Annotated in this window: 20 protein-coding genes and 1 tRNA gene; 8 read left to right on the forward strand and 13 right to left on the reverse strand. The window is 29.2% G+C overall.

The genetic code is table 11. The features are described 5' to 3' along the window. Positions 1-22 precede the first annotated feature (22 nt). Positions 23-1,021 carry a GGGtGRT protein gene (locus TY07_RS05590; protein WP_042396477.1) on the reverse strand — a complete coding sequence of 333 codons (999 nt, stop codon included), beginning with the start codon at positions 1,019-1,021 and terminating at the stop codon, positions 23-25. Between the two features lie 21 nt (positions 1,022-1,042). Next, on the reverse strand, positions 1,043-1,735 hold the full coding sequence (locus TY07_RS05595) for an iron-sulfur cluster assembly scaffold protein (protein ID WP_042396479.1): 693 nt from the start codon (positions 1,733-1,735) through the stop codon (positions 1,043-1,045). Between the two features lie 451 nt (positions 1,736-2,186). Between TY07_RS05595 and eno the strand changes: the two genes are divergently transcribed. Further along, positions 2,187-3,479 carry a phosphopyruvate hydratase gene (eno, locus tag TY07_RS05600; RefSeq protein WP_042396483.1) on the forward strand — a complete coding sequence of 431 codons (1,293 nt, stop codon included), beginning with the start codon at positions 2,187-2,189 and terminating at the stop codon, positions 3,477-3,479. Between the two features lie 111 nt (positions 3,480-3,590). Here eno and TY07_RS05605 read toward each other — a convergent pair whose 3' ends face one another. After that, positions 3,591-4,409: a ZIP family metal transporter gene (locus TY07_RS05605; protein WP_042396485.1), complete on the reverse strand. Its 819-nt coding sequence runs from the start codon at positions 4,407-4,409 to the stop codon at positions 3,591-3,593. 198 nt (positions 4,410-4,607) lie between these two features. Here TY07_RS05605 and TY07_RS05610 point away from each other — a divergent pair. Further along, positions 4,608-4,691 (forward strand) — tRNA-Leu (locus TY07_RS05610). 98 nt (positions 4,692-4,789) lie between these two features. Here the strand turns inward: TY07_RS05610 and TY07_RS05615 are convergent. After that, positions 4,790-5,329, reverse strand: a complete 540-nt coding sequence (locus tag TY07_RS05615) for a methylated-DNA--[protein]-cysteine S-methyltransferase (protein ID WP_042396487.1) — start codon at positions 5,327-5,329, stop codon at positions 4,790-4,792. A gap of 117 nt (positions 5,330-5,446) precedes the next feature. Between TY07_RS05615 and TY07_RS05620 the strand changes: the two genes are divergently transcribed. Beyond that, the gene (locus TY07_RS05620) at positions 5,447-5,707 is read left to right on the forward strand and encodes a hypothetical protein (RefSeq protein ID WP_042396490.1); all 261 of its coding nucleotides are present in this window, start codon (positions 5,447-5,449) and stop codon (positions 5,705-5,707) included. A gap of 49 nt (positions 5,708-5,756) precedes the next feature. Here TY07_RS05620 and TY07_RS05625 read toward each other — a convergent pair whose 3' ends face one another. Both TY07_RS05625 and TY07_RS05630 read right to left on the reverse strand, forming a co-directional pair. After that, positions 5,757-6,743 (reverse strand): Gfo/Idh/MocA family protein, encoded by a 987-nt coding sequence (locus TY07_RS05625; RefSeq protein WP_042396491.1) that lies wholly within the window; start codon positions 6,741-6,743, stop codon positions 5,757-5,759. Positions 6,744-6,888: 145 nt separating this feature from the next. Continuing rightward, complete coding sequence (locus TY07_RS05630) at positions 6,889-7,587, reverse strand: MgtC/SapB family protein (protein WP_311776481.1); 699 nt, start codon at positions 7,585-7,587, stop codon at positions 6,889-6,891. A gap of 231 nt (positions 7,588-7,818) precedes the next feature. On the opposite strand from TY07_RS05630, the gene TY07_RS05635 reads away from it, so the two are divergent. The 5 genes from TY07_RS05635 to TY07_RS05650 all read left to right on the forward strand — a co-directional run bounded on the left by TY07_RS05635 (position 7,819) and on the right by TY07_RS05650 (position 10,962). After that, positions 7,819-8,694: a S66 family peptidase gene (locus TY07_RS05635; RefSeq protein WP_042396493.1), complete on the forward strand. Its 876-nt coding sequence runs from the start codon at positions 7,819-7,821 to the stop codon at positions 8,692-8,694. 46 nt (positions 8,695-8,740) lie between these two features. Continuing rightward, complete coding sequence (locus tag TY07_RS18335; protein WP_172676194.1) at positions 8,741-8,905, forward strand: hypothetical protein; 165 nt, start codon at positions 8,741-8,743, stop codon at positions 8,903-8,905. Positions 8,906-9,094: 189 nt separating this feature from the next. Then, complete coding sequence (locus tag TY07_RS05640) at positions 9,095-9,469, forward strand: GntR family transcriptional regulator (RefSeq protein WP_042396495.1); 375 nt, start codon at positions 9,095-9,097, stop codon at positions 9,467-9,469. A gap of 2 nt (positions 9,470-9,471) precedes the next feature. Beyond that, positions 9,472-10,323 (forward strand): ABC transporter ATP-binding protein, encoded by an 852-nt coding sequence (locus tag TY07_RS05645; protein WP_042396497.1) that lies wholly within the window; start codon positions 9,472-9,474, stop codon positions 10,321-10,323. 3 nt (positions 10,324-10,326) lie between these two features. Then, entirely contained in the window at positions 10,327-10,962 is a 636-nt protein-coding gene (locus tag TY07_RS05650) for an ABC-2 transporter permease (protein WP_042396499.1), read from the forward strand. Positions 10,963-11,072: 110 nt separating this feature from the next. Here TY07_RS05650 and TY07_RS05655 read toward each other — a convergent pair whose 3' ends face one another. From TY07_RS05655 to TY07_RS05685, 7 genes are all read right to left on the reverse strand, one after another. Continuing rightward, a complete protein-coding gene (locus TY07_RS05655; RefSeq protein WP_042396501.1) occupies positions 11,073-12,620 on the reverse strand; it encodes a response regulator transcription factor in 1,548 nt (515 codons plus the stop codon). Further along, complete coding sequence (locus TY07_RS05660; RefSeq protein WP_042396502.1) at positions 12,614-14,404, reverse strand: cache domain-containing sensor histidine kinase; 1,791 nt, start codon at positions 14,402-14,404, stop codon at positions 12,614-12,616. The genes TY07_RS05655 and TY07_RS05660 overlap by 7 nt, the downstream gene beginning before the upstream one ends. Positions 14,405-14,693: 289 nt before the next feature. After that, positions 14,694-17,015: a glycoside hydrolase family 95 protein gene (locus TY07_RS05665; RefSeq protein WP_042396503.1), complete on the reverse strand. Its 2,322-nt coding sequence runs from the start codon at positions 17,013-17,015 to the stop codon at positions 14,694-14,696. Positions 17,016-17,026: 11 nt separating this feature from the next. Beyond that, positions 17,027-19,162 (reverse strand): beta-glucosidase, encoded by a 2,136-nt coding sequence (locus TY07_RS05670; RefSeq protein ID WP_042396505.1) that lies wholly within the window; start codon positions 19,160-19,162, stop codon positions 17,027-17,029. A 254-nt stretch (positions 19,163-19,416) separates the two neighbouring features. After that, entirely contained in the window at positions 19,417-21,756 is a 2,340-nt protein-coding gene (yicI, locus tag TY07_RS05675) for an alpha-xylosidase (protein WP_042396506.1), read from the reverse strand. Between the two features lie 191 nt (positions 21,757-21,947). Next, positions 21,948-23,633, reverse strand: a complete 1,686-nt coding sequence (locus TY07_RS05680) for an ABC transporter substrate-binding protein (RefSeq protein WP_042396508.1) — start codon at positions 23,631-23,633, stop codon at positions 21,948-21,950. Between the two features lie 77 nt (positions 23,634-23,710). Continuing rightward, the gene (locus TY07_RS05685; protein WP_042396509.1) at positions 23,711-24,595 is read right to left on the reverse strand and encodes a carbohydrate ABC transporter permease; all 885 of its coding nucleotides are present in this window, start codon (positions 24,593-24,595) and stop codon (positions 23,711-23,713) included. Positions 24,596-24,619: the final 24 nt, after the last annotated feature.

Raw genomic sequence — 24,619 nt, forward strand, 5'->3', positions numbered from 1 at the left:
ATAATTCTATTTAAAGAATTTCTTATTTAGCGTGCTCTTCAACAGCAACTGCAACTGCAACTGTCATACCAACCATTGGGTTGTTACCAGCACCGATTAATCCCATCATTTCTACGTGAGCAGGAACTGATGAAGAACCAGCGAATTGAGCATCTGAGTGCATTCTTCCCATTGTATCAGTCATACCATAAGAAGCTGGACCAGCTGCCATGTTATCTGGGTGAAGAGTTCTACCAGTACCACCACCTGATGCAACTGAGAAGTACTTCTTACCTAATTCGATACATTCTTTCTTGTATGTTCCAGCAACTGGGTGTTGGAATCTTGTAGGGTTAGTTGAGTTACCAGTGATTGATACGTCAACTCCTTCGTGATGCATTATAGCAACACCTTCTCTAACGTCGTTTGAACCGTAGCAGTTAACCTTAGCTCTTGGTCCGTTAGAGTAAGCTTTTGAATTAACAACTTCTAATTTACCAGTGAAGAAGTCAAATTTAGTTTCAACATAAGTGAATCCATTGATTCTTGAAATTATCTTAGCAGCATCTTTTCCAAGACCGTTTAAGATAACTCTTAATGGTTCTTTTCTTACTTTGTTAGCTTTTTCAGCTATTTTGATAGCACCTTCAGCAGCAGCGAAAGATTCGTGTCCTGCTAAGAATGCGAAACATTTAGTTTCTTCTCTTAAAAGCATAGCCCCTAAGTTTCCGTGTCCTAAACCAACTTTTCTATCGTCAGCAACTGAACCTGGGATACAGAAAGCTTGTAACCCTTCTCCGATAGCTTCAGCAGCGTCAGCAGCCTTTGTGCAACCCTTCTTTATAGCGATTGCAGCACCTAAAACGTATGCCCAAGCAGCATTTTCGAATGCGATTGGTTGAGTTTCTTTAACGATTTTATATGGATCTATTCCATACTCATCACATACAGCTTTAGCATCTTCTAATGTTTTCATTCCATATTTTTCTAAAACTGGAGTGATTTGTCCTATTCTTCTTTCATAACTTTCAAATAATGCCATGTCAAAATTCCTCCTTACAAATTATTCGTGTCTTGGATCGATTAATTTAACAGCGTCAGCAACTCTTCCGTATTGACCTGCAGCCTTTTCTAATGCTTCATTAGCATCCATTCCCTTACCGATCATTTCCATCATTTTTCCTAGGTGAACGAACTTATAACCGATGATTTCATTATCTTCATCTAATGCGATTTTAGTAATGTATCCTTCAGCCATTTCTAAGTATCTTGGACCTTTTTCTAAAGTTCCGTAAGTTGTACCTACTTGAGATCTTAATCCCTTACCTAAGTCTTCTAAACCAGCTCCGATTGGTAATCCACCTTCAGAGAAAGCAGTTTGAGATCTTCCGTATACGATTTGTAAGAATAATTCTCTCATTGCTGTATTTATAGCATCACAAACTAAATCTGTGTTTAAAGCTTCTAATATAGTTCTTCCTGGTAATATTTCTGAAGCCATAGCAGCTGAGTGAGTCATTCCTGAACATCCAACTGTTTCAACTAATGCTTCTTGGATAACTCCACCTTTAACGTTTAAAGTTAATTTACAAGCTCCTTGTTGAGGTGCACACCAACCTATTCCGTGAGTTAACCCTGAAATATCTGATATTTGTGTAGCTTGTACCCATTTTCCTTCAACTGGAATTGGAGCACATGCATGATTAGCGCCTTTAGCAACAACGCACATTTCTTCAACTTCTTTTGAATACATCATTATATTTATTCCTCCCTAATTAATATTAGTTATAGCTTGTCTTAAATATATGTAAATATCTAGACCGTACCTAACTGGGTCAAGATTTATCCCACAGGGGCATAAATCTATCCTACTTCTATATAATAACAGATGAATCAATCTGTAACAATATTAAAATTAGATTTTTTTATCATATTACTAATTTTTATTATTATTTTTTGAAAATATTGACTTTTAAAAACCTTTTAAAAATGAAATTGATAATTATTCTCATTTATATTGATATGTATTTATCTATTTTGATATACTAAAAAACAAAGGTATTGATAATGATTTTCATTTGTTGTAAATTCTTGATTTATCTATTTAATCTAAATTATTTGTTAAATGAATAAATAAAATAAATTTTATATAAAATGACTTCATTATATGAGTACACTTATTTCCATATTTAAAGGAGGTTTTTCGAATGAAAAATGTTGTAGAGATAATTAATGTTGTTGCAAGACAAATTCTTGATTCAAGATGCTTCCCTACTGTAGAAGTAGAAGTTATTTTAGAAGATGGAACTGTAGGAAGAGCAGCCGTACCATCTGGAGCTTCTACTGGTATATATGAAGCAGTTGAATTAAGAGATGGTAATAAAGATTGCTTTATGGGTAAAGGTGTTCAAACTGCTGTTAAAAATGTAAATGAAGTAATAGCAAAAGAACTTATTGGATTTAATGTTTTTGATCAAACAGCAATAGACAAAAAATTAATTGAATTAGATGGAACACATAACAAAGGTAATTTAGGTGCTAATGCTATTTTAGGAGTTTCTTTAGCTGTAGCTCAAGCTGCTTCTAATTTCTTAGGACTTCCTTTATACCAATATGTTGGTGGTGTAAATGCAAAAGTTTTACCTGTACCAATGATGAATATAATCAATGGTGGCTCTCATGCTGACAACTCTGTTGATTTACAAGAATTTATGGTTATGCCTGTAGGCTTTGATTCTTTTGATAAAGCTATCCAAGCTTGTGCTGAAGTTTATCATTCATTAAAGAAAACTTTAAATGATAAAAACTACTCAACAGGTGTTGGCGATGAAGGTGGATTTGCTCCAAACTTAAAATCTAATGAAGAAGCTATTGAAGTTATATTAGAAGCTATAACTAAAGCTGGATATGAACCTGGTAAGGAAATGTTTATAGCCATAGACGCTGCCTCTTCTGAATACTACAAAGACGGTAAATATGTTTTAGAACATGAAGGAAAAACACTAACAGCTTCTGAAATGGTTGACTTCTTAGAAGAATGGGTTAATAAATATCCTATAATCTCAATTGAAGATGGTATGGCCGAAGAAGATTGGGAAGGTTGGAAATTACTTACTGATAGACTTGGCGATAAAGTTCAATTAGTTGGAGATGATCTATTTGTTACTAATACTTCAAGATTAGAAGATGGTATTCAAAGAGGGGTTGGTAACTCAATATTAATTAAGTTAAACCAAATTGGTACTTTAACTGAAACATTAAATGCAATCGAAATGGCTAACAGAGCTGGATATACTGCTGTTATCTCTCATAGATCAGGTGAAACTGAAGATACTACTATAGCAGATTTAGTTGTAGCTGTAAATGCTGGCCAAATTAAGACTGGTGCACCTGCAAGATCTGAAAGAGTTGCAAAATACAATCAGCTTATTAGAATTTCTGAAGAATTGGGTGATGTTGCTGAATATAGAGGAAGAAAAGCCTTTTTTAATATAAAGTAGCTAAATAATTTTCCTATAAAATTTTAACTCTCGAAACAAATTTTCTATCCACGTTATGTACTTAGGATGATACACTTTAGTGTCATCCTTTTACTATTTGTTTATTTTTTCTTATCCTAATGCTACATCTAATATCATCATAGTTATAAATCCTAATATCAAACCTATAGTTGTTAACGCTTTATTTTCAATAGATGCTTCTGGCAATAATTCGGAACCTACAACTGAAACCATAGCTCCGGCTGAAAAAGCTAAGAAAAATGGCAACATGCTTCTAACACCAACAGCTGCCATAGCCCCTAAGAACCCTGCTATTGGTTCAACTATCCCTGATGCTTGTCCATAAAAGAAGCTTTTTGTTCTAGATAACCCTTCTCTTCTTAAAGGTAAAGATACTGCTGCTCCCTCGGGAAAATTTTGAAGTCCTATACCTAAAGCTAAACTTATAGCTGCTCCTATTGTTGCTGATGGTATCCCTGCTGCTACTCCACCAAAAGCTACTCCAACTGCTAATCCTTCTGGTATGTTATGAAGAGTTACTGCAACTACTAATAAAATACTCTTCTTATACTTTTTCACTATTGAGTCTCTTGCTATTTCATCACTTTCAGTTATTACTCCATAAGAATATTTATCCATCATTTTATCAGCAAGTATTATAAAAATACCGCCAGCAAAAAATCCAATTGATGGTAATATAATCTGACTATATCCAAGTTCAGAGCACAGTTCTATCGCTGGATTTAATAATGACCAAAAACTTGCTGCTACCATAACACCTGCCCCAAATCCAAGCATACAATTTAATATTTTTTTATCAACAGTCTTAAAGAAAAATACTAAACATGCCCCAAGCGCTGTTATCGCCCATGTAAATATCGTAGCAACTAAACCTTGTATAACTGGACTTAAGCCCATAAACCATTCCATACCTTTGTATCCCTTTCATTATTCGTATTTTTATCATCATATAAGCAATATATGATAAAATACTACAACACGTTCCAAATACTATTAAATTATTCATTTATTAAATCTTCTTATGTCAAAACCGTTTTCCACTTTTTTCAATCAAAATATATTGACATTTCCACTTCTCCATGGTAATATTATGTATATATTAATTAGGTCGGCATGGCGGAACTGGCAGACGCACATGACTCAAAATCATGCGGTTTTACCGTGAGGGTTCGATTCCCTCTGCCGGCACCAATTATATATCTAACAAAGTTAAAAGCCTTGATATTTTTACTATATCAAGGCTTTAACTTTATACTTTAAATATATAGGTAATTCTCTACAATATAATTCTAATTACCTTTTCTCTTTGCTGGTACAAAAAGTTTAGAAATGTCTACACCCTCATGCTCAAGTAACTTTATTTTTTTATCAATACCTCCAGCATATCCAGTAAGATTCCCATTTGTACCCATGACTCTATGACACGGAATAATAATAGATATTGGATTATGTCCTACAGCACCACCAACTGCTTGACTTGACATACTTTTTTTATTCATTTTAAATGCTACCTTTTTTGCTATTTCACCATAAGTAATAGTTTCTCCGTAGGGAATCTCACATAAAATATCCCAAACCAACTTGCGAAACTCTCCTCCATTTGGAGCTAACTGTAATTCACTAATCTTCGGTTTTTCTCCTGCAAAATATCTATCTAACCATTCCTTTGTTACTATAAATATATTTAAATCATTATTTTCAATGAGATTTTCCGATACAGTACTACCAAAATACTTTTGCCCTTCTAGCCATAATCCAATTAAATTTTCTCCATCACTAGCTATTGTTATTGCTCCTAATGGTGATGAATAACGTGTTGAATAATACATATTTAACCTCCCTATTATATTTCTCTCCCTACACTTTTACTTTGCTATTCAAATAAAATCTGATAGAATATATAAAATATATTAAAACTATAAGATGAAAACTTAAGGAGAAATACTATGTTTAAAAACTTTAAAGAAAAAAGTCCAATAATTAAAATTACACAAATTATTTTATTTATTACTACAGCATTATACTTATTAGAATCAATTTTTTTAGCTGGATTATTCACTAATATTATGTTAGCTGCTCTTAATCTTTTAGTTAGTGCTATTTGCATAATTATATCACTTATAAAAAAAGAATATAAACTAACTATTATAGATTTAGTTCTTGCTATAATTACTATTGTAATATTTATGTATTTAACATCTTTATAATAAGTTTACCCCTACTTTATTATTAATAACAGTAGGGGTATTTATATTATTAATTAATATCCGCTTTAAATACTATTCCTGCTTTTTTTCTTGCAGTAGTTTGAACTTCACTTACAATCAAACTATGTTCTAACATTTTATAGCACATATCTAAATCATGGTTTTTAATAGCATTTATAAATTCTATAAATTCACTAACCATACGATTATCATACTTATTTTCATTAATCAAAGTAGTATTTCCATCATTCATTATAATCTTAAAATTCCCACAAACATTAACTGGAGTATCCATGTATATACATCCATTACTTCCTTGAATGTTATTTGCAATTGGCGCTTTACAATCTTTAGCTCCAACACAACCACACTTAAACTTCTCATAATCTAAAATTAAAATTCCTGATGTATCTATTTTCCTTTCTATATTAGGATAATACTCAACATTTTTAGGTTTACCAAATAATCCAACTACATAATGAATATTATAAATATTTAAATCCATTAATGCTCCACCAGAAAATTCAGGATCAAAAGCTGGTAATATAGTACCTTCCTTAAAGCTATTATATCTACTTGAATATTGTGAGTAATTACATTGAACTATTTTTATATCACCTAATGTGGGAAGTAATTCTTTTACCTTTAAGTAATTAGGTAAATATTCTGTTGTAATTGCTTCAAAAAGAAATAACTTCTTTTCTCTTGCTAAATCATTTAATATTTTAGCTTCCTTATAATTTGATGTTATTGGTTTTTCAACTATAACATTTTTATTATATTCTAAAGCTTTCTTTGAAAATTCAAAATGAAGATTATTTGGTAATGCTATATACACTGTATCTACATCACTTTTAAGTAATTCTTCATAATCATAAAAAACTTCTTTAATATTATGTTTACTTTTTAACTTATTTAATTTTTCCTCACTACCTCTTCTACCATAAATAGCGCTTAATTCTACTTCGTTTAAATATGGCATTATCTCTAAAAAATCCTTTACTATCATTCCTGAACCGATAATAGCTAATTTCATATCTTCTCTTCTCCTTTATATCTTTTACTCATACAAAATATTAATTAATTATAACATAAAATAAGCTATTAAAAATTTACTTTAATTCTTTTCTCAAGTTAACATTTAATCTTTAAATTACTTTAATATCAATTTAATTATTTTTCTAATTTATTTCTTGAAGAAAAATAACTTCATTTTTATTTGTAATGGACTCTATAAAATCATAATGACATACTTCTCTTGATATCTTAAGCCCAAGTAAAATCCCTATTAAATCATTAGATGATACATTGTTATTACTTATTTCTATATCACTAATTTTTACATTTTTACTTTGTATATCTTGTAATAATCTTGATGCTGCTGTAGTTGAGTTCACTAAGATATACAATGTTATATTTCTTGAATTTCTATTAATTTTTTTATCAATATTAGCAAGAGCAACTGTAACTGCAGAAATAAATAAACATCCTATAATTGCTCCTGAATAAAATCCTGCCCCAATAGCTAGTCCCATACATGCACATGCCCAAAGTCCTGCTGCTGTTGTTAACCCTCTTACTTTATTCTTTCCAGTAACTATAATAGTACCAGCTCCTAAAAAACCAATTCCACTTATTACTTGTGCTCCAAGTCTAGTTGGATCAGTATATCCATTATATATTTTACACATATAAATATTAGTTATCATTGCAAGAGTTGCTCCAATAGATACTAGTATATGAGTCCTAAGTCCTGCTGGTCTTCTTTCTCTCTCTCTTCCATACCCAATTATCCCTCCAAAGATCACAGCCATTGTAAGTCTAAGAATTATAGAAACCAAGTTCAAGTCCTCTAAATATAAAGCTATATCTTTTATCACATTAAAACACCTCCCCTTATATATTATTAAGTTAAGAGCAGGTTATTAACTAAGTTTTTAATTAATTTTAAATTTATTGGCCAATAATTCATTTTACACACTATATTAATGCAAAGCTCATTAATTCCGCACTTCATATATACACTAATTTATAATCATTTAATTTAATTGAAGTTTCCACTTTCTAGTGCTACTATAATATAAATTAATTCTTATAATGGAGGAAAAATTATGTCTATATTAAATAAAAATGACAAAATTGCTATAGTTGCTTGTTCAAATGGTCAACCTATAGCTAATAAATTCAAAATTGATAATTTATTAGAACTCTTAAAAAAGTTAAGCTTAAATCCTATTTGTAGTAACTACATATATGAAACTACATCTCCATTTAATGGTGCTGCTAAAGATAAGGGAAAAGCCTTTATGGATTTATATAGAAATAATGAAATAAAAGCTATCTTTGATATCTCTGGTGGTGACCTTGCAAACGAAGTTTTAGATTATTTAGATTATGATTACATATCTAAAAATCCTAAACCTTTCTTTGGTTATAGTGATTTAACTACGGTTTTAAATGCTATTTATTCTCAAAGTAATAACCCTGTTTATCTTTATCAAATAAGAAATCTTATATCTTCAGATAGTGAAAATCAAATTTCTAACTTCACTAATAGCTTACTTAATAATGAAGATGATTTATTTAAGTTTTCTTATAAATTTATTCAAGGTTCAAAAATAGAAGGAACTGTTGTTGGCGGAAATATTCGTTGTCTTTTAAAGTTAGCGGGTACTAAATATATACCTGACTTTACAGATAAGGTTTTACTTTTAGAAAGTATGGGTGGCGAAGCTGGACTTATGTCTGCCTTTTTAAATCAACTTAAGCAAATGGGAGTTTTTGATAAAATTCAAGGGCTAATACTAGGTACCTTTAGTAAAATGCAAGAAAATAATATAACTCCTACTATTGAAGAATTAGTACTAAGCATAATAGATAATCCTGATTTACCAATTGCTAAGACAGAAGAAATTGGTCATGGTGCTAATTCTAAATGCATAATCATTGGAAAAAATATTTCATTATTTAATCATAAATTCAAATAATATATAATTAAATTTTTCACACTAACATATATTGGAGGTAAATAAAATGAAACGCTGTTTATATTGCAAAAAAAATTTAGATAAAAGTTTTATAGAAAATAAAATAGGTTATTTTTGTTCTGATGATCATTTTGATAAATATATTAAATCATTAAGTAAAGAGGAATATATAGAGCTGCAAAACTCAATTTGCGTTTGCAGTGATGACTAAACTATATAACCTTTTCATAATTTATATATTCTAAGGTACTTAAAGTTAAGAGATTATTTTATTAATTATTTAGTAAAATAATCTCTTTTAATTTTATAATCTTTTTCTAAAAGCATATTGACTATTAATCATCAAATTGATATTATGTGTATATAATATATATATACACTTATACACGGAGGTGAACACTTGGATATATTAATTAGCAATTCATCACCAGTTGCACTTTATGAGCAAATAGAAACTCAAATAAAAAATCAAATATTAAATGGAAATTTGAAACCTGGAGATCCACTTCCATCAATAAGATCATTAGCAAAAGAGCTTAAAGTAAGTATTATAACCTCTAAAAGAGCTTATGAAGAACTAGAAAAAGAAGGCTTTATTGAAACAGTTATTGGAAAAGGAACTTTTGTTTCCGGTTCAAATTCTGAAAGGTTAAGAGAAGCTGCCATGGCTGAAATGGAAGATAAACTTGAGGCTGTCATAATATGTGCTAAAGCTCTAGGGGTAACACTTGATGAATGTATTGAAATTTTAAAAAGTATTTATGAGGAGGTATAAATATGAATTCTATTGAAATTCGTAATTTACAAAAAAATTATAAGAATTTTTCTTTAACTATAGATAACCTTGAAATACCAGAAGGATATATTACTGGATTTATTGGTCCAAATGGCTCTGGTAAAACTACTACAATTAAATCTTTACTTGGAATGATTAAGCCTGATTCTGGCGAAATAAAAATACTAAATTCCCATATCAATAAAGATACTAAAACAAAAGAAAATATTGCTTATGTTGGTGATGAATCTGGATTCTTAGAAGAAAGCAAATTAGTTAATCTTCATAAAATAATATCTAAATTTTATTCTAACTGGGATGAAGAGTTATATAAAAAATATATAAATAAATTTAAAATAGATGAATCTAAGAAATATAAAGATTTATCTAAGGGACAAAAAAAGCAATTTGAACTTATAATAGCTTTATCTCATCATCCAAAACTATTAATAATGGATGAACCAACCTCTAGTTTAGATCCTATAATAAGAAATGAATTTTTAGACCTTATGCAAGACCACATGGAAATGGATAATATGACTGTATTTTACTCTACTCATATAACTACAGATTTAGATAAATCTGCTGATTATATAGTTATGATATACAATGGAAAAATACTTCTTAAAGGTGAAAAGGATGAAATTTTAGATAATCATACACTTGTAAAAAGCAAAAAAGATTTAATTGATAATAGTATTAAGAATGAATTTATTTCATTAAAAGAATACGCCTTTGGATTTGAAGGTTTAATATCTGATAGAAAAAAAGCTTATGAACTTTTTGGTGATGAGGCAATTTATGAAAAATGTACTCTTGAAGATATTTTATTATATTACACTAGGAGGGAGTAATTTATGAATAATATTAGTAATTTAGTAAAACTTCAATTTAATTCATTACTATCTATAAAGAAAAATTTACTTATTATATTAGCACTTGGAATATTTTTTGCTGCTGTTCAACCAACTATGATTGTTTTTGCCGGTGCCATGTATTTAATGATGGCTACCTATACAATTACTTTTTATGAAGAAAGAAGCAAAATGAATTATTTAATATATTCGTTACCTGTTAAGACAAATGAATATATTTTTTCCAAATATATATACTGCTTATTAAACACAGTTATTGCGGTAATAATATCTACAATTCTATCTGTAATTGTAAATATATTAGGAACAAATGATTTAGTTTCTTCTATGCCTATATATGTTATTCCTTTAGTTACTATGGGTATAGGTATATTTTTCACAGCAATATTAATGCCTGCTACTCTTTTACTAGGCTTTGAAAATGGAAGATATGTTCTAATGTTTATTGCTATTGCTCCAATAGTATTTTCTACTTCTTTGCTAGAAATATTAGCTGAAATTAATATAACTTTTAACCCTACACTGTTAACTATTTTAGGAATATTAATTACAATTACAGTATTACTTCTTTCTTATTTTATTACATGCAATAGATTTTCAAAAAAAGAAATTCATTAATAAATCTTGAAAGAATATATCTTATAAATAAAAATTAACAATTCATTTTAACCTTTATAAAAAAACAAAAATAAATGGTAAGGTATAAACTAAACCTTACCATTTATTTTCTAAACCAATTCTTTAAATTTTCCTAATTCAATCTGCTTCTTATAATTTAAGGGACTTACTCCTACATATTTTTTAAATTTACTATGGAAATAATCTATATTTTTATATCCAACCTTTTCACAAACTTGATATACTTTTATGTTGTCTTCCATAAGTAATTTCTTAGCTTGTTCTATTCTTATATTATCTAAATAAGTATTAAAACTCATACCAGTATGACCTTTAAATACCTTTCCTAAATATGCACTATTATAATTAAATATTTCTGCCAAAAGTTCTAATTTTAAATCCGTATAATAATTCTTTTCAATATATTTAACTATTCGCTTTATAGACTTATCTGAAGAATTAAGAGAAATAACCTTTGAAACATTAATCAATCTTTTTTCTAAAATATCTATAATTTCTTTTAAACTTTCAGTACTATAAATCTCCTTTATTATTACCTCATTATCTAAAATTAAATTTTTATCTATTTCATAATCGCTTTTAATTTTATCATAAAACTCTAAACAATTTTTAGTAACTAACACTTTAATTTCATCTTCAGTATAAAACTTAGATTGAATAAGTTCTGCCAAACCTTTTAACAATTCTTTAATCTTTCCACATTCTCCAATTTCAACATAAGTACAAATTTTATTTATAATATCCATCTCTTCAAGTAAAAATCTTTTTTTACTAATTTCTCTTACTCTCTCAGTAGTTAAAATTTCCTCATTTAAAAACAAAAATCTAGATTTCATTAATTCATTAGCAGTATTATAAGATAATAAAATATCATCTATGCTACTAACCTCTTGTCCTACTGTTACAAATATTCTTCCTTTTAAACACTTATTAATTTCTTTATTTATACTATTTAATATATTAAATGAATGATTACTATTAACATCACAAAATAATATTGCAACCTTATCTTTAACCTTACAAACCTCAATGCCATTTAAATTACTTAACTTTTGTTTTATACAACTTTCAAGTTCAATTAAATTTTCATTTTTTGTTTTCTCATCATAATTTAATATCAAAGCTACAGAATAACTTGAGTAATCTAAAGAATTTGTAAGTTCTTCATAATCCTCTACCTTTTTTCCTAACATAAGTTGAGATAGTGAATATTCTTTAACGTAGTCTTTTTGTTTTTCAATATTTCTTAATTTATTTTTTTCCTCTTCTATTTCATTTCTTAAATTAACAGCTATATCATATAGCTCATCTTCATCTATAGGCTTTAATAAATAGCACTTTACTCCATACTTAATTGCAACCTTTGCATATTCAAAATCAGAATAACCACTAATAATTACAAATTTACCTTTAAATCCATTATCTATACTTTCTTTAATTACATCTAATCCAATCTTTCCGGGCATTTTAATATCTATTAAAACTAAGTCTGGATCTAGCTTACATATTTTATTATATGTATCATCTCCATCACTACCTTCACCACAAACATAAAATCCAACTTCTTCCCATGGAACTATATTCTTAATTCCCTCTCTTACATATGGTTCATCATCTGCAATTAAAACTTTTAACATTTATTCTCTTCCCCCTCAATAGCTGGTAATATTAATACAACCTTTGTCCCAATATTTAACTCGCTAAATACGTGTATACCATATTTTTCACCATAAAAAATTTTAATTCTTTCATTTATATTTCCCATTCCAATACTTTGATGTCCATTTTCTTTTTTGTTAGTTTTACCTAGATTTTCATTGATAAACTCTAGCCTATCTCTTGTCATTCCACATCCATTATCAGATATTTCAACTATTAGATAACCCAAATCCTCAAAGGCACTTACAGTTATTTTCCCCTTTTCTTTTGTTCCTTCTAACCCATGTACAAAAGCATTTTCTACAATTGGCTGTAATAACAGTGGTAATATCTTATATTTTTTCGATTCTACTTCAATATTAAATTCATGCTCAACCTTTCCCTTAAATCTTAACTCTTGTATTTCTAAATAATTTTTCACTAATTCTATTTCTGATTCAAAGGAAACACTTTCATTGCTTACCTCCAAATTTCTTCTCATTATTTTCCCAAGTTTTTTAACTATTCCCGCAAGTTCTCTATCACCATTACAAAATGCTCTCATTCTAATAGTTTCTAAGGTATTATATAGAAAATGAGGATTAATTTGACTTGATAGCATTTTAAACTCAGCCTCTTTTTGTTTAACCATCAATTTTTCCTGCTGAATTTTCCTAACGTATACCTCATCAATTAATTTATTTATACTTTCCATCATAAAATATAAATCATCATAAACTTCTGAAATTTCATCATTTCCACTAATACTCTTTTTAATATTGAAATTTCCTTTAACAACCTTATGCATTTCATTTCTTAATACATTAATTCTATCCGCAAAATTTTTAGAAAAATATAATATAACAATTAATGAGCAGAAAATTGCTAAAGCAATTATAATAATACTTTTTGTAATAACATTTTTGGATTCTAAAGTTATTAAATCAACTGGCACCTCTACTAAAACTTGAAATGTATTATTAAATGATTTATCAATTTTAAACGTATTTAAAATTGAATGATCTCCATCTTCATTAAACTCTTCTTTTACATCATAATAATAACTTGCTTCCGCTTCACTTTTACCTAAATCTGCCATCTCACCTATTGGTAAAGAATTTGAATATACAACTCGTCCATCTAATAATATAGAAGAGCGATATCTTTCATCTCTAACTATATCGCCTAACTTACCAATATTAACACTTATCACCAAAACTCCTATATTTCCTCTTGAATCTGAATTAATAGATCTTACAAGTGATAAATTATAATTCTTAGTCGTTTCATCCTTTTTATATAGCCAAGTTATTATTCCTTTTCCATCAATTGCATTTTTATACCATTCACTTTCTCTTATTTCATCATCAACTTTTATAATATTAGACCCATTTAATAGTGTTTCATTATCTACATAAAGCTTTATGCTATTAAAATCGTTATAGTATACTAAATAATCATTTAATACATTAAAACTAGAATATGCTGTTACTACATCTCCATAATTATTGTAATTTTCTGTAACTAACGCATGAATATTATCATCTTGGTAAATCATATCTGAAGTATTGATTGCTAATTTTAATGATTCCTCCATTCTACTTTTAATAGTTTTATTATTATATCTCCCCTCACTAATTGCATTTTGTACTACTATATTATTCATTCGAGATGTTAGGTATCCACCAATAATTACTACAGTTACTATTACTATTAACAAATAAGAAATAATTAACTTACTCCTTATTTTCATATTATTTATTACATTTTCTATTATTCTCATTTCTCAAATACCCACTTAAATTACATTTTTACCTATAAATACAATATACCACACTTTTCTTTGTAATTGTATACAATATTGAATTTATAATACTCTTATTAATTTTTATCACTAATAATACTAGTATTATTGATAGAATTATTGCAGTATTTTTTATTACTCTAGTATAGTAAACTATAAATAGATAATACTTTAATAATCACATGTAATCCCACTTTTCTTAAACATATAGCTAAAGGCAGAGTATCATTTTTATGAGCTCTGCCTTTACTACTATGCTAAGCATTAATTATAATCTATATTTCTTACCTGCTATAGTATCTATTTCAATGCTCTCATTAATCATTGTTCCAATATATTTTTTACCAAACTTTATTTTACATTTCCCTCCAACTTTTGATGTTATAGAAAGTTTTGTTATCTCATTATTATCCCATTTAAAATCTATAACAAATCCTCCTCTAGCCTTAAGCCCTTTTATATATCCACACCTCCACGCCTTTGGAATAGCAGGTAATATTTCTATAATACCTGTATGACTTTGAATAAGCATTTCTGCTATCCCTGCTGTTCCTCCAAAGTTCCCATCAATTTGAAATGGAGGATGTACACAAAATAAATTCATAAATGTTAGATTCTTTAATAATACATGTAAATACTTATTTGCTAATTCAGCTTCTTTTAATCTCGCATAAAAATTAATTATCCATGCACAACTCCAACCAGTATGTCCTCCACCTTGATTCAATCTTCGTTCTAGTGTTTTTTTACTAGCTTCAAGTAATTCAAAATTATTTTTTTCTGAAATTTCTCTACCTGGATAAAGTGCAAATAAGTGTGACATATGCCTATGGCCTGGCTCATATTCATCAAAATCCTTATACCATTCTTGAACTGCTCCAAATTTATTTACTTTATATTTAGGTAATCTTCCAAGTGCTTTTTGTAGTTCTTCTTTAAATTCATTATCTACTTTTAATACATTAATAGCAGCTATACAATTGTTAAATAAATCTCTAATTATAGATATATCCATTGTAGACATCATACTTGCACAACATTTTCTTCCTTCATTATCTAAGAAATTATTTTCAGGTGATGTTGAAGGACATGTTACTAAGTTTCCATCCTTATCTTCAATTAAGTAATCTAATAAGAATATAGCTGCACCCTTCATTATTGGATAGGCTTCATTTTTTAAGAAGTTTTTATCTCTTGTAAAATCATAGTGTTCCCAAAGATGTTGACACATCCAAGCTCCACCCATAGGCCAAAATCCCCATTCACTACTTCCCTGTACTGTACTTGAATATCTCCATAAATCAACATTATGATTTGTAGTCCATCCATTACAATTAAACATTGTTTTTGCAGTACTCGCTCCAGTAACACTTAAATCTTTTAACATATTAAAAAGCGGATTATGACATTCTGATAAATTACAAGTTTCTGCTCCCCAATAATTCATTTCTGTATTAATATTTACTGTATAATTGCTACTCCAAGCTGGTCTTAAGTCTTCATTCCAAATTCCTTGTAAGTTTGCTGGTTGACTTCCTTCTCTTGATGAACTTATTAAAAGATATCTTCCATATTGAAAATATAAACTTATTAATCCTAAGTCCTCTTTATTATTTTTAAGTCTTTCTAACCTTTCATTAGTTGGTAAGTAACTATAGTCATCATTGCCTAAACAAAATTCAACCCTATTAAAAAGCTTTCTATAATCATCAATATGGTTACTTTCTATTTCTTCATAAGATTTATCTTCTAAAGATTTTAACTGACTTTTGCATAAAAGTTCTTCATCCTTACCTTCTGTACCTGGTTCTTTATCAAATCCATTAAAGCTTGTATTTGCAACTAGTACTAATGTAACACTACTTGCTTCTTTTATATTAAGAAGACCATTTGTTACATTAACATTTCCATCTGTAACTCTTGCCTTTAAGTAAACTTGAAATCTCATTCCAAGCTTACCCTCTTCATCATAAATTATTGACTCTTCTTCATTTACATAGCTAGGTAATGCGCATATAGGTGTTACTCCCTTTAATATAATAGTATCTTGATTTAGTCCATTTACTTTACTTTTTAATAAACTTCTTAATGTTGCTGAAAAGCTTATGCTCTTTTCTTTATCAGCACTTATCTTAATTATCATTGCATTATCTGGCGCTGAAATAAATACTTCTCTTTTATAATTAATATTATTTATTTCATAACTTATTGTTGCTTTGGCATTACTTAAATCTAGTTCTCTTCTATAGTTTTTATAATTTTTATCATTATAATTAAATTTTAAATATAAATCTCCCATAGGTGCATAAGATTCAGTATATCCAGCCAAGAGCTTATTATTCATAAGCTCTTGTGCCTCATAATATTGTTCATTTAAAATTAAATTTCTTACTTCATCTATATAATTAATAGCTTCATGATTATTGTTATCTTTAGGAATACCTGTCCATAATGTATCTTCATTTAAAGCAATTCTTTCATTATATACATCTCCTGACACCATTGCTCCTAATCTTCCATTTCCAAGTGGAAGTGATTCTACCCATTCCGTTGCTGCTTCTTTATACCATAATTTTAATTTATCACTCATAATATTTATCCTCAAAATTTATATTTTGATTTTATATTAATTGATTCTTCTAATCTAATATCTGTAGATGAAGAGCCTATTAATATATTAAATTTACCATCTTCTACTATCCAAGAATTTTCTTCATCACTGTAAAATGCAAAAGACTTTTTATCCAAATTAATTGTAACTTCTTTACTTTCACCTGGCATTAATCTAACTTTCTCAAATCCCTTTAATTCTATAACTGGTCTCTTTACACTACTTTCTACATCATTAACATAAACTTGTGCTACTTCTGCCCCTTCTTTTTCACCTATATTAGTTACTTTAAATTTTACTGTGGCATTTATTTTTTCATTTTCTTCAGTTAAATTTACTTTTATATCATTATATCGGAATTCTGCATAAGAAAGTCCATGTCCAAATACAAATTGTGGCTCTACATCATATGTTGAGAAATATCTATATCCTACGAATATTCCTTCATCGTATCTTACTTGTGCTTTGCCTGGAAATTCTCCAATACTATGTGCTGGTGAATCCTCTAACTTTTTAGGTATTGTTACTGTTAATTTTCCTGATGGATTTACATCACCAAATAGAACTTCTGCTAAAGCTCTTCCCCCTTCCATTCCATTGTAAGAAACATTAACTAATGCCTTAGATTTATCTACCCAAGAACTCATATCAACAGGAGATCCTGCTGTAATAACAACTATAGTATTAGGATTTACTTCTAATAAACTATTAATAATTTCATCTTGATTATATGGAAGCTTCATATCAGTTTTATCATTACCTTCACTATCTATATTAACAACCATATTATCTTCTTTTGTTGAATGAAGTGCATTTTGGAATAACGAAAAATCTTCTTTAGTATGCTTTAATCCACCAATAAAGATAACCACATCACTATTCTTTGCTAACTCAATTGCTTCTTCATTTACTGCTTTTCTTTTATTAAAATCATGTGTATATCCTTTAGCATAAGCCACTTCACAATTTCCACCTAAAAGCATTTTTATTCCCATTAATGGAGTTACTTCATATAATGATTTAACCTCAGCTGAACCTCCACCTTCGCAATGTCTTATATTTGCATTTTGACCTATTACAGCTACCTTTTTAACTTTCTTGCTTAATGGCAATAAATTTTCTTCATTTTTTAATAAAATAACTGATTCTCTTGCAATATCAAGAGTTTTTCGTCTACTTTCAAAACTATTATATTCTCCTGATTTTCTTTCATCTGAGAACATATTTAATCTATACATTAACTTTAATATTTTTCTAACCTTTTCATCTATTAACTCTTCTTTTATTTCTCCTTCTTTAACAGCTTTAATTAAAGGATTAGCAAAGAAGTATTCATCAAAATTATCTGTTACAGACATTTCTATATCCATTCCTGCTTCAGCTGCAAGTTTAGTATCACTAATTGCACTCCAATCTGATACTAATACGCCATCATACCCCCATTCTTTTTCTAATACATCTCTTAAAAGCCATTTATTATGTGAACAATGTAGTCCCCAAAGCTTATTATAAGCAGACATTATAGAGTAAGAATTTCCTTCCTTTACAGCAGCCTCAAAAGCAGGTAAATAAATTTCTCTAACTGCTCTTTCATCAATTACTACATCAACATTTAATCTTTCAGTTTCTTGACTATTTACAGCAAAATGCTTTACACAAGCAGCAACATCATTTTCTTGAACACCTTTAATATAAGGTACTGCTAATTGTGCTGTTAAATAAGGATCTTCCGACATATATTCAAAGTTTCTTCCTCCTAAAGGACTTCTTACTATATTGATTCCTGGGGCTAAAATTATATCCTTTCCACGTCCCCTTGCTTCCTTACCTAAAATATTTCCTTCTTCATAAGCTAAATTTCTATTCCATGTGCAAGCAAGTGCTGAAATAGATGGTAAATAAGTTACATAATCATCAGTATTTCCTACTGGCACCCAGCTTGCATTTGGAAATTCATTTCTTACTCCCATTGGTCCATCTGACATATATAATGAAGGAATTCCTAATCTCTCTACACTTCCATTTCTAAATAATCCTGCAGCATGGACCATTGCTACCTTTTCTTCTAATTTAAGTTCTGATATTATTTCTTCTATTTTTTCATAATTTATTTTCTCTTTTTCCATACTAAAACACCCTCCTATTTTTTATAAAATTTAAGAGTTAAAGATTGAGAGTAAAGCTGAGCCCAGCTTTACTTTTTCCTTCTCAACCTTTAACTCTGTTTAAAAATAATATTTTTTAAAGGAAACTCGACTCCTTTTAGTCGCTGAGTAAGTTCAACTGCCCAAATTGAAATTTGGAGTTTCACTTAAGGAAACTCGACTCCTTTTAGTCGCTGAGTAAGTTCAAGTATCCAAATTCAAATTTGGAGTTTCACTTACATGTTACAAACTATCTTAGTTACATTTCCATTTGGTATAAGTTTAATTCCCTTATCTGATAATTCAAAACTTGCACCTTCTACATTTGAAATTTCATTAATTCCTCTAAGAACTATACTATAAGCATCATTTGCTTCTACATTAAATTCTATTGTATTTTCTGTTCTTAAAGCTGTAGCAGTTAACACTACTTCTGAATCTTTATTTAATACCTGTGCACTTGCTTCTTTTCCGTTTAATAATTCAAATACTTCTAAAGTAACATCTTTTCCAAAATCATAATCAGGTATTTGATTATTAGCTCCTACTGGAACTATACTGTTTTCCTTAACCATCATTGGAATACTTAAATATCCATGTTTTTCAGTTATCCATTTTCCACCTTCATATTTTTCTCCAGTTATGAAGTTTGTCCATGTTCCTTGTGGTAAATAATATTCTGCAATACCTTCTTCATTAAATATTGGAGCCACTAAAATAGAATCTCCTAGCATATATTGTTTATCTAAATATCTGCAAGCTGGATCATTTTGATTCTCTAAAATCATTGCTCTCATTGTAGGAATTCCCTTTGTTGCTGCATCATTTGCAGTTTTAAATAGGTAAGGCATTATGCTACATTTTAAGTTTGTAAAGAATTTAACTACATCACAAGCTTCTTCGTCATAAAGCCATGGCACTCTATAAGAAGTACTTCCATGTAATCTACTATGTGATGATAAAAGTCCAAATGCTGCCCATCTCTTATAAACATCTGGTGTTGAAGTACTTTCAAATCCACCTATATCATGACTCCAGAATCCAAATCCTGAAAGACAAAGTGATAATCCTCCTCTTAAGCTTTCTGCCATAGATTCATATTCTGATGTACAATCTCCACCCCAGTGTACAGGGAATTGTTGTCCACCTGCAGTTGCTGATCTAGCAAATAATACAGCTTCATTTTCACCTTTAACTTCTTTAATTACATCAAATACTACCTTATTGTACATTTGAGTATAATAGTTATGCATCTTAACTGGATCTGAACCATCATGATACATACATTCATGAGGTATTCTTTCGCCGAAATCCGTCTTGAAACAATCTACTCCCATATCCATTAATGCTCTTAATTTATCAGCATACCATTTACAAGCCTCTGGATTTGTAAAATCGACTATAGCCATTCCTGGTTGCCACATATCCCATTGCCATACATCACCATTAGTTTTCTTTATAAAGTATCCATTTTCTACACCCTCTTCAAATAATGAAGACTCTTGAGCAATATATGGATTAATCCAAACACAAATCTTTAATCCTTTAGCTTTTAATCTTTCAAGCATTCCCTTTGGATCTGGGAATACTTCATTATCCCATTCAAAGTTGCACCAATTAAATCCTTTCATCCAGAAGCAATCAAAATGGAATACATGAAGCGGAATATCTCTTTCTGCCATTCCATCAACAAATTCTGTTACTGTCTTTTCATCATAATTAGTCGTAAATGAAGTTGTAAGCCATAATCCAAATGACCATGCTGGTGGAAGTGCTGGCTTACCAGTTAATGACGTATAGTTTTCCAAAACTTCCTTCATATCATCTCCAGTTATAATAAAGTAATCTAAATATTCTCCTGGAACACTAAACTGTACCTTTGTAACTAATTCAGATCCAACTTCAAAAGATACTCTTTCTGGATGATTTACAAATACTCCATATCCTTTATTAGTAATATAAAATGGTATATTTTTATAACTTTGTTCTGTGCTTGTACCTCCATCTTCATTCCATATATCAATCGATTGTCCATTCTTAACAAATGGAGTAAATCTTTCACCTAATCCATATACAGCCTCACCAACTGATAAAGCTAACTGATCTCTCATAAAAGTTCCAACTGAACCGCTGTTTAGGAATTCTTCTCCTTCTTCTTTATAATAAGAAGAACTTCTATTAGCACTCTTTGTTAAGTATTTATCTCCATTGAAAAATTCCATACTAAAATACTCTTTATTTATATTTACCTTTAAATCTCCAGATTTAACTGTAATAATTTCATCATTTTCAATTATTTCTGGCCTAAAGTTATTATCTTCATATATTTCAAATTTTGGACTTTTATTTTGTACACCCATATAATGATAAGCTCTAATTCTTAATATGTTTTTCATTGGAGAAGATATTTTATAAGTAATAACTGGTCCACCAAGTGTATCTCCTCTATGATCTATTTTGTTACATGGAGCATAAAGTGTTAAAAGTTTTTCTTCTATCTTGCTACTATAAACCTCTTGTGGACTATATCTTACTATTCCATCTTTATTTAACCAACATCCATTACTGAATTTCATTATATTCACTCCTCTTGTCTTGCTTATAATAATTTTTATATGTTAATTATAAAAGGCATACTTGTAATCGTATACCATACAAATTTCATATATTTTATCTTAAAAATTAGTGCTTATCCCTATAAATTATTGTATTGAAATATCCAGTAATTAGAAAAAGGAGCCCTTTGGCTCCTTTTTCTAATTATATTTTATTCATTCCATAATTCTAATCTTTCTTTAGTTAAAGCTGTCATCTCTTCATTTAAAGTATCTACACCATAGCTTACTAATGTTTTTTGTATTTCATCCCAAGCCTTATCAAAATCTGCTGGTTTTCCTAAAATAGCTTGTGTTATTGCTTGTTGAATATAATCATCACACTTTTGTTGAATTATAGATATATCACCATCACTTGGAATAGTATATTGCCATACTTGTCCATGCTTAGAAATTCCTAATTCCTCTGATGATGGGAACATTTCAGTAAAATTATCTATTCCATATCCAGCTAGTGTTTCTTTTTGTGCATCATTGTAGTTAGCAACAACGCTTTCAATAGTTGTAGTTGTATAGTAATTTCCAGTTGAATCTACAGCTCCAACACCTCTTTGTGGGAATGGATATACATATGCACCAATACCAGTTTTCTTATCGAAGTCTGGATCTGTATTTTTTTGTTCTTGAACTTCTGGTAAAACCACTCTTTTACCATCTTCTATTGTATAGTGTTCACCTTCAATACCCCAGTTTAATAATACTTGAGCTTCATCAGATGCCATCCAATCAAGGAATTCAAATGCCCTTTCTTTATTTTCACAAGATTCAGAGATTGCAATTCCCCAACCTCCACCAAATCCATAATCTTTTAAAGATTGGTCTTTATACTCATCACTTACTGTTACAGCTAATCTAGCATAAGTTGATCCTGCTTTACCTTCTGAAAGTAATGTCTTTTCTGCATCACTATAATCCCAAGCTGCATCTGATAATCCTACAACTCTTCCTGAAGAAATCTTAGCTTTATAAGTATCTTCTTTTTGAGTAAATGATTCTGGATCTAACAATCCAATGTCATTCATATGATTTAACCATTGGAAATACTCTTTTATTTCTGGTAATGTAAATTTATAAGTAGTTTCACCTGTTTCATCATTTACAGCGAATTGACCATCATCTGGAATACCTATTGCAGCAGATGCTATATTTCCAGTAGTAATTAACCATCTCCAGTCACTTGCCATTAATGATAATCCAATTCTTTGTTGTCCATCTTCAGTTGTTGGATTTTCTGCTATATAATTTTTAATTAACTCTTCATATTCATATATTGTATTAATTTCTGGATACCCAGCATCTTTTAATACATCATGTTGAACTTGTAGTGTTCCACCTGGTTCATATACCTCTGCACTAACACCATAAGTACCTACTGTATAAATACTAGGATCATCTGCACTAGCCCTAAGTCTATCTAATTGATCTCCGTATAAAGCCTTAAGATTATCTCCCTTTTCTTCAATCATATCATCTAATTTTATAATTGCACCAGCATCAATAAGCTTACCTGTATCTCCCTTAGCATATATTAAGTCTGGGTATTCACCACTTGCAATCATTAATGGAATTGCTTGTGCATCACCTGCTACTGGATGTGTTATCTCTAAAGTTACTCCTGTTAATTCAGTAATCTTCTTAGCTACATCATCAGTAAAATCCCAATCTTCATTTAAATCACAATTGAAAAATGTTAATGTAATAGGCGTCTTATCCATTGCGTCTAGTAGAGGTGTTTCACTCTTTTCATTTGCTGTATTATCTTTTGAGCCACATCCTACAAAGCAAGTTGCTGTTAATGTAAGTGCCATAATTAATGATAATAATTTACGTTTTCTCATTTTCTTTTCCCCCTAAATTAACCATATTTTTATTTTATATTTATTTACTCGATAATTCAAAACAAATTATCTTATTATTAACTCTTTACTGCACCTAAAGTCATACCTGTTACAAAGTATTTTTGCACAAATGGGTAAACTAAAAGTATTGGAATAGTTGCAACCATTGTGATTGCCATCTTAATTGATTGTGGATTTGACTTACTTGCATTTTGTAATAATGGATTATTAATATCTACATTTGAACTTGCATTATCAATAATCTTCATTAATTCATATTGCAATGTTGTCATGCTATTATTTCCTCTTGCATAAAGGTAAGTATCAAACCAACTATTCCATTGTCCAACAGCTATAAATAATGAAATTGTTGCTACAACTGGTAAACATAAAGGCATTACTATCTTATAGAATGTTGTCCAATCATTTGCACCATCAATTTTAGCTGATTCATAAAGTGCTTCTGGAAGTCCATCCATAAAGGATCTCATAACAATTACATTAAATGCACTTATAAGCCCTGGTAATATATAAACTGCAAAATTATTTATTAATCCAAGATTTCTTATAACTAAGTATTCTGGTATTAATCCTCCACTTACATACATTGTTATTACAAATAATAATGTAACAAATTTATTAAATATGAAATCTCTTCTGCTTAATGTATAAGCAACCATTGCTGTTGCTATAACACCAGTAAGTGTACCTATAACAGTTCTTAATACTGAGTTAAAAAATGCTAGTGGCAATTTACTACTTCCTGAAAACACTTGTTGATAGTTAGCAAATGTAAATTTTCTTGGCCATATATAGATTCCACCTTTTACTGTATCTGCTGCATCATTTAATGAAACTGCTAAAACATTTAAAAAAGGATATACAGTTACTACTATTATTAAACACATTATTATTGTTAGTACTACATCAAAAGTGGATATTTTAAATTTTTTCTTTTTCATATTGTCCTCCTTATCAAATTCAAC

The sequence above is a fragment of the Clostridium saudiense genome (assembly GCF_000577815.1).
In the GTDB taxonomy this organism is placed as follows: Bacteria; Bacillota; Clostridia; order Clostridiales; family Clostridiaceae; genus Clostridium; species Clostridium saudiense.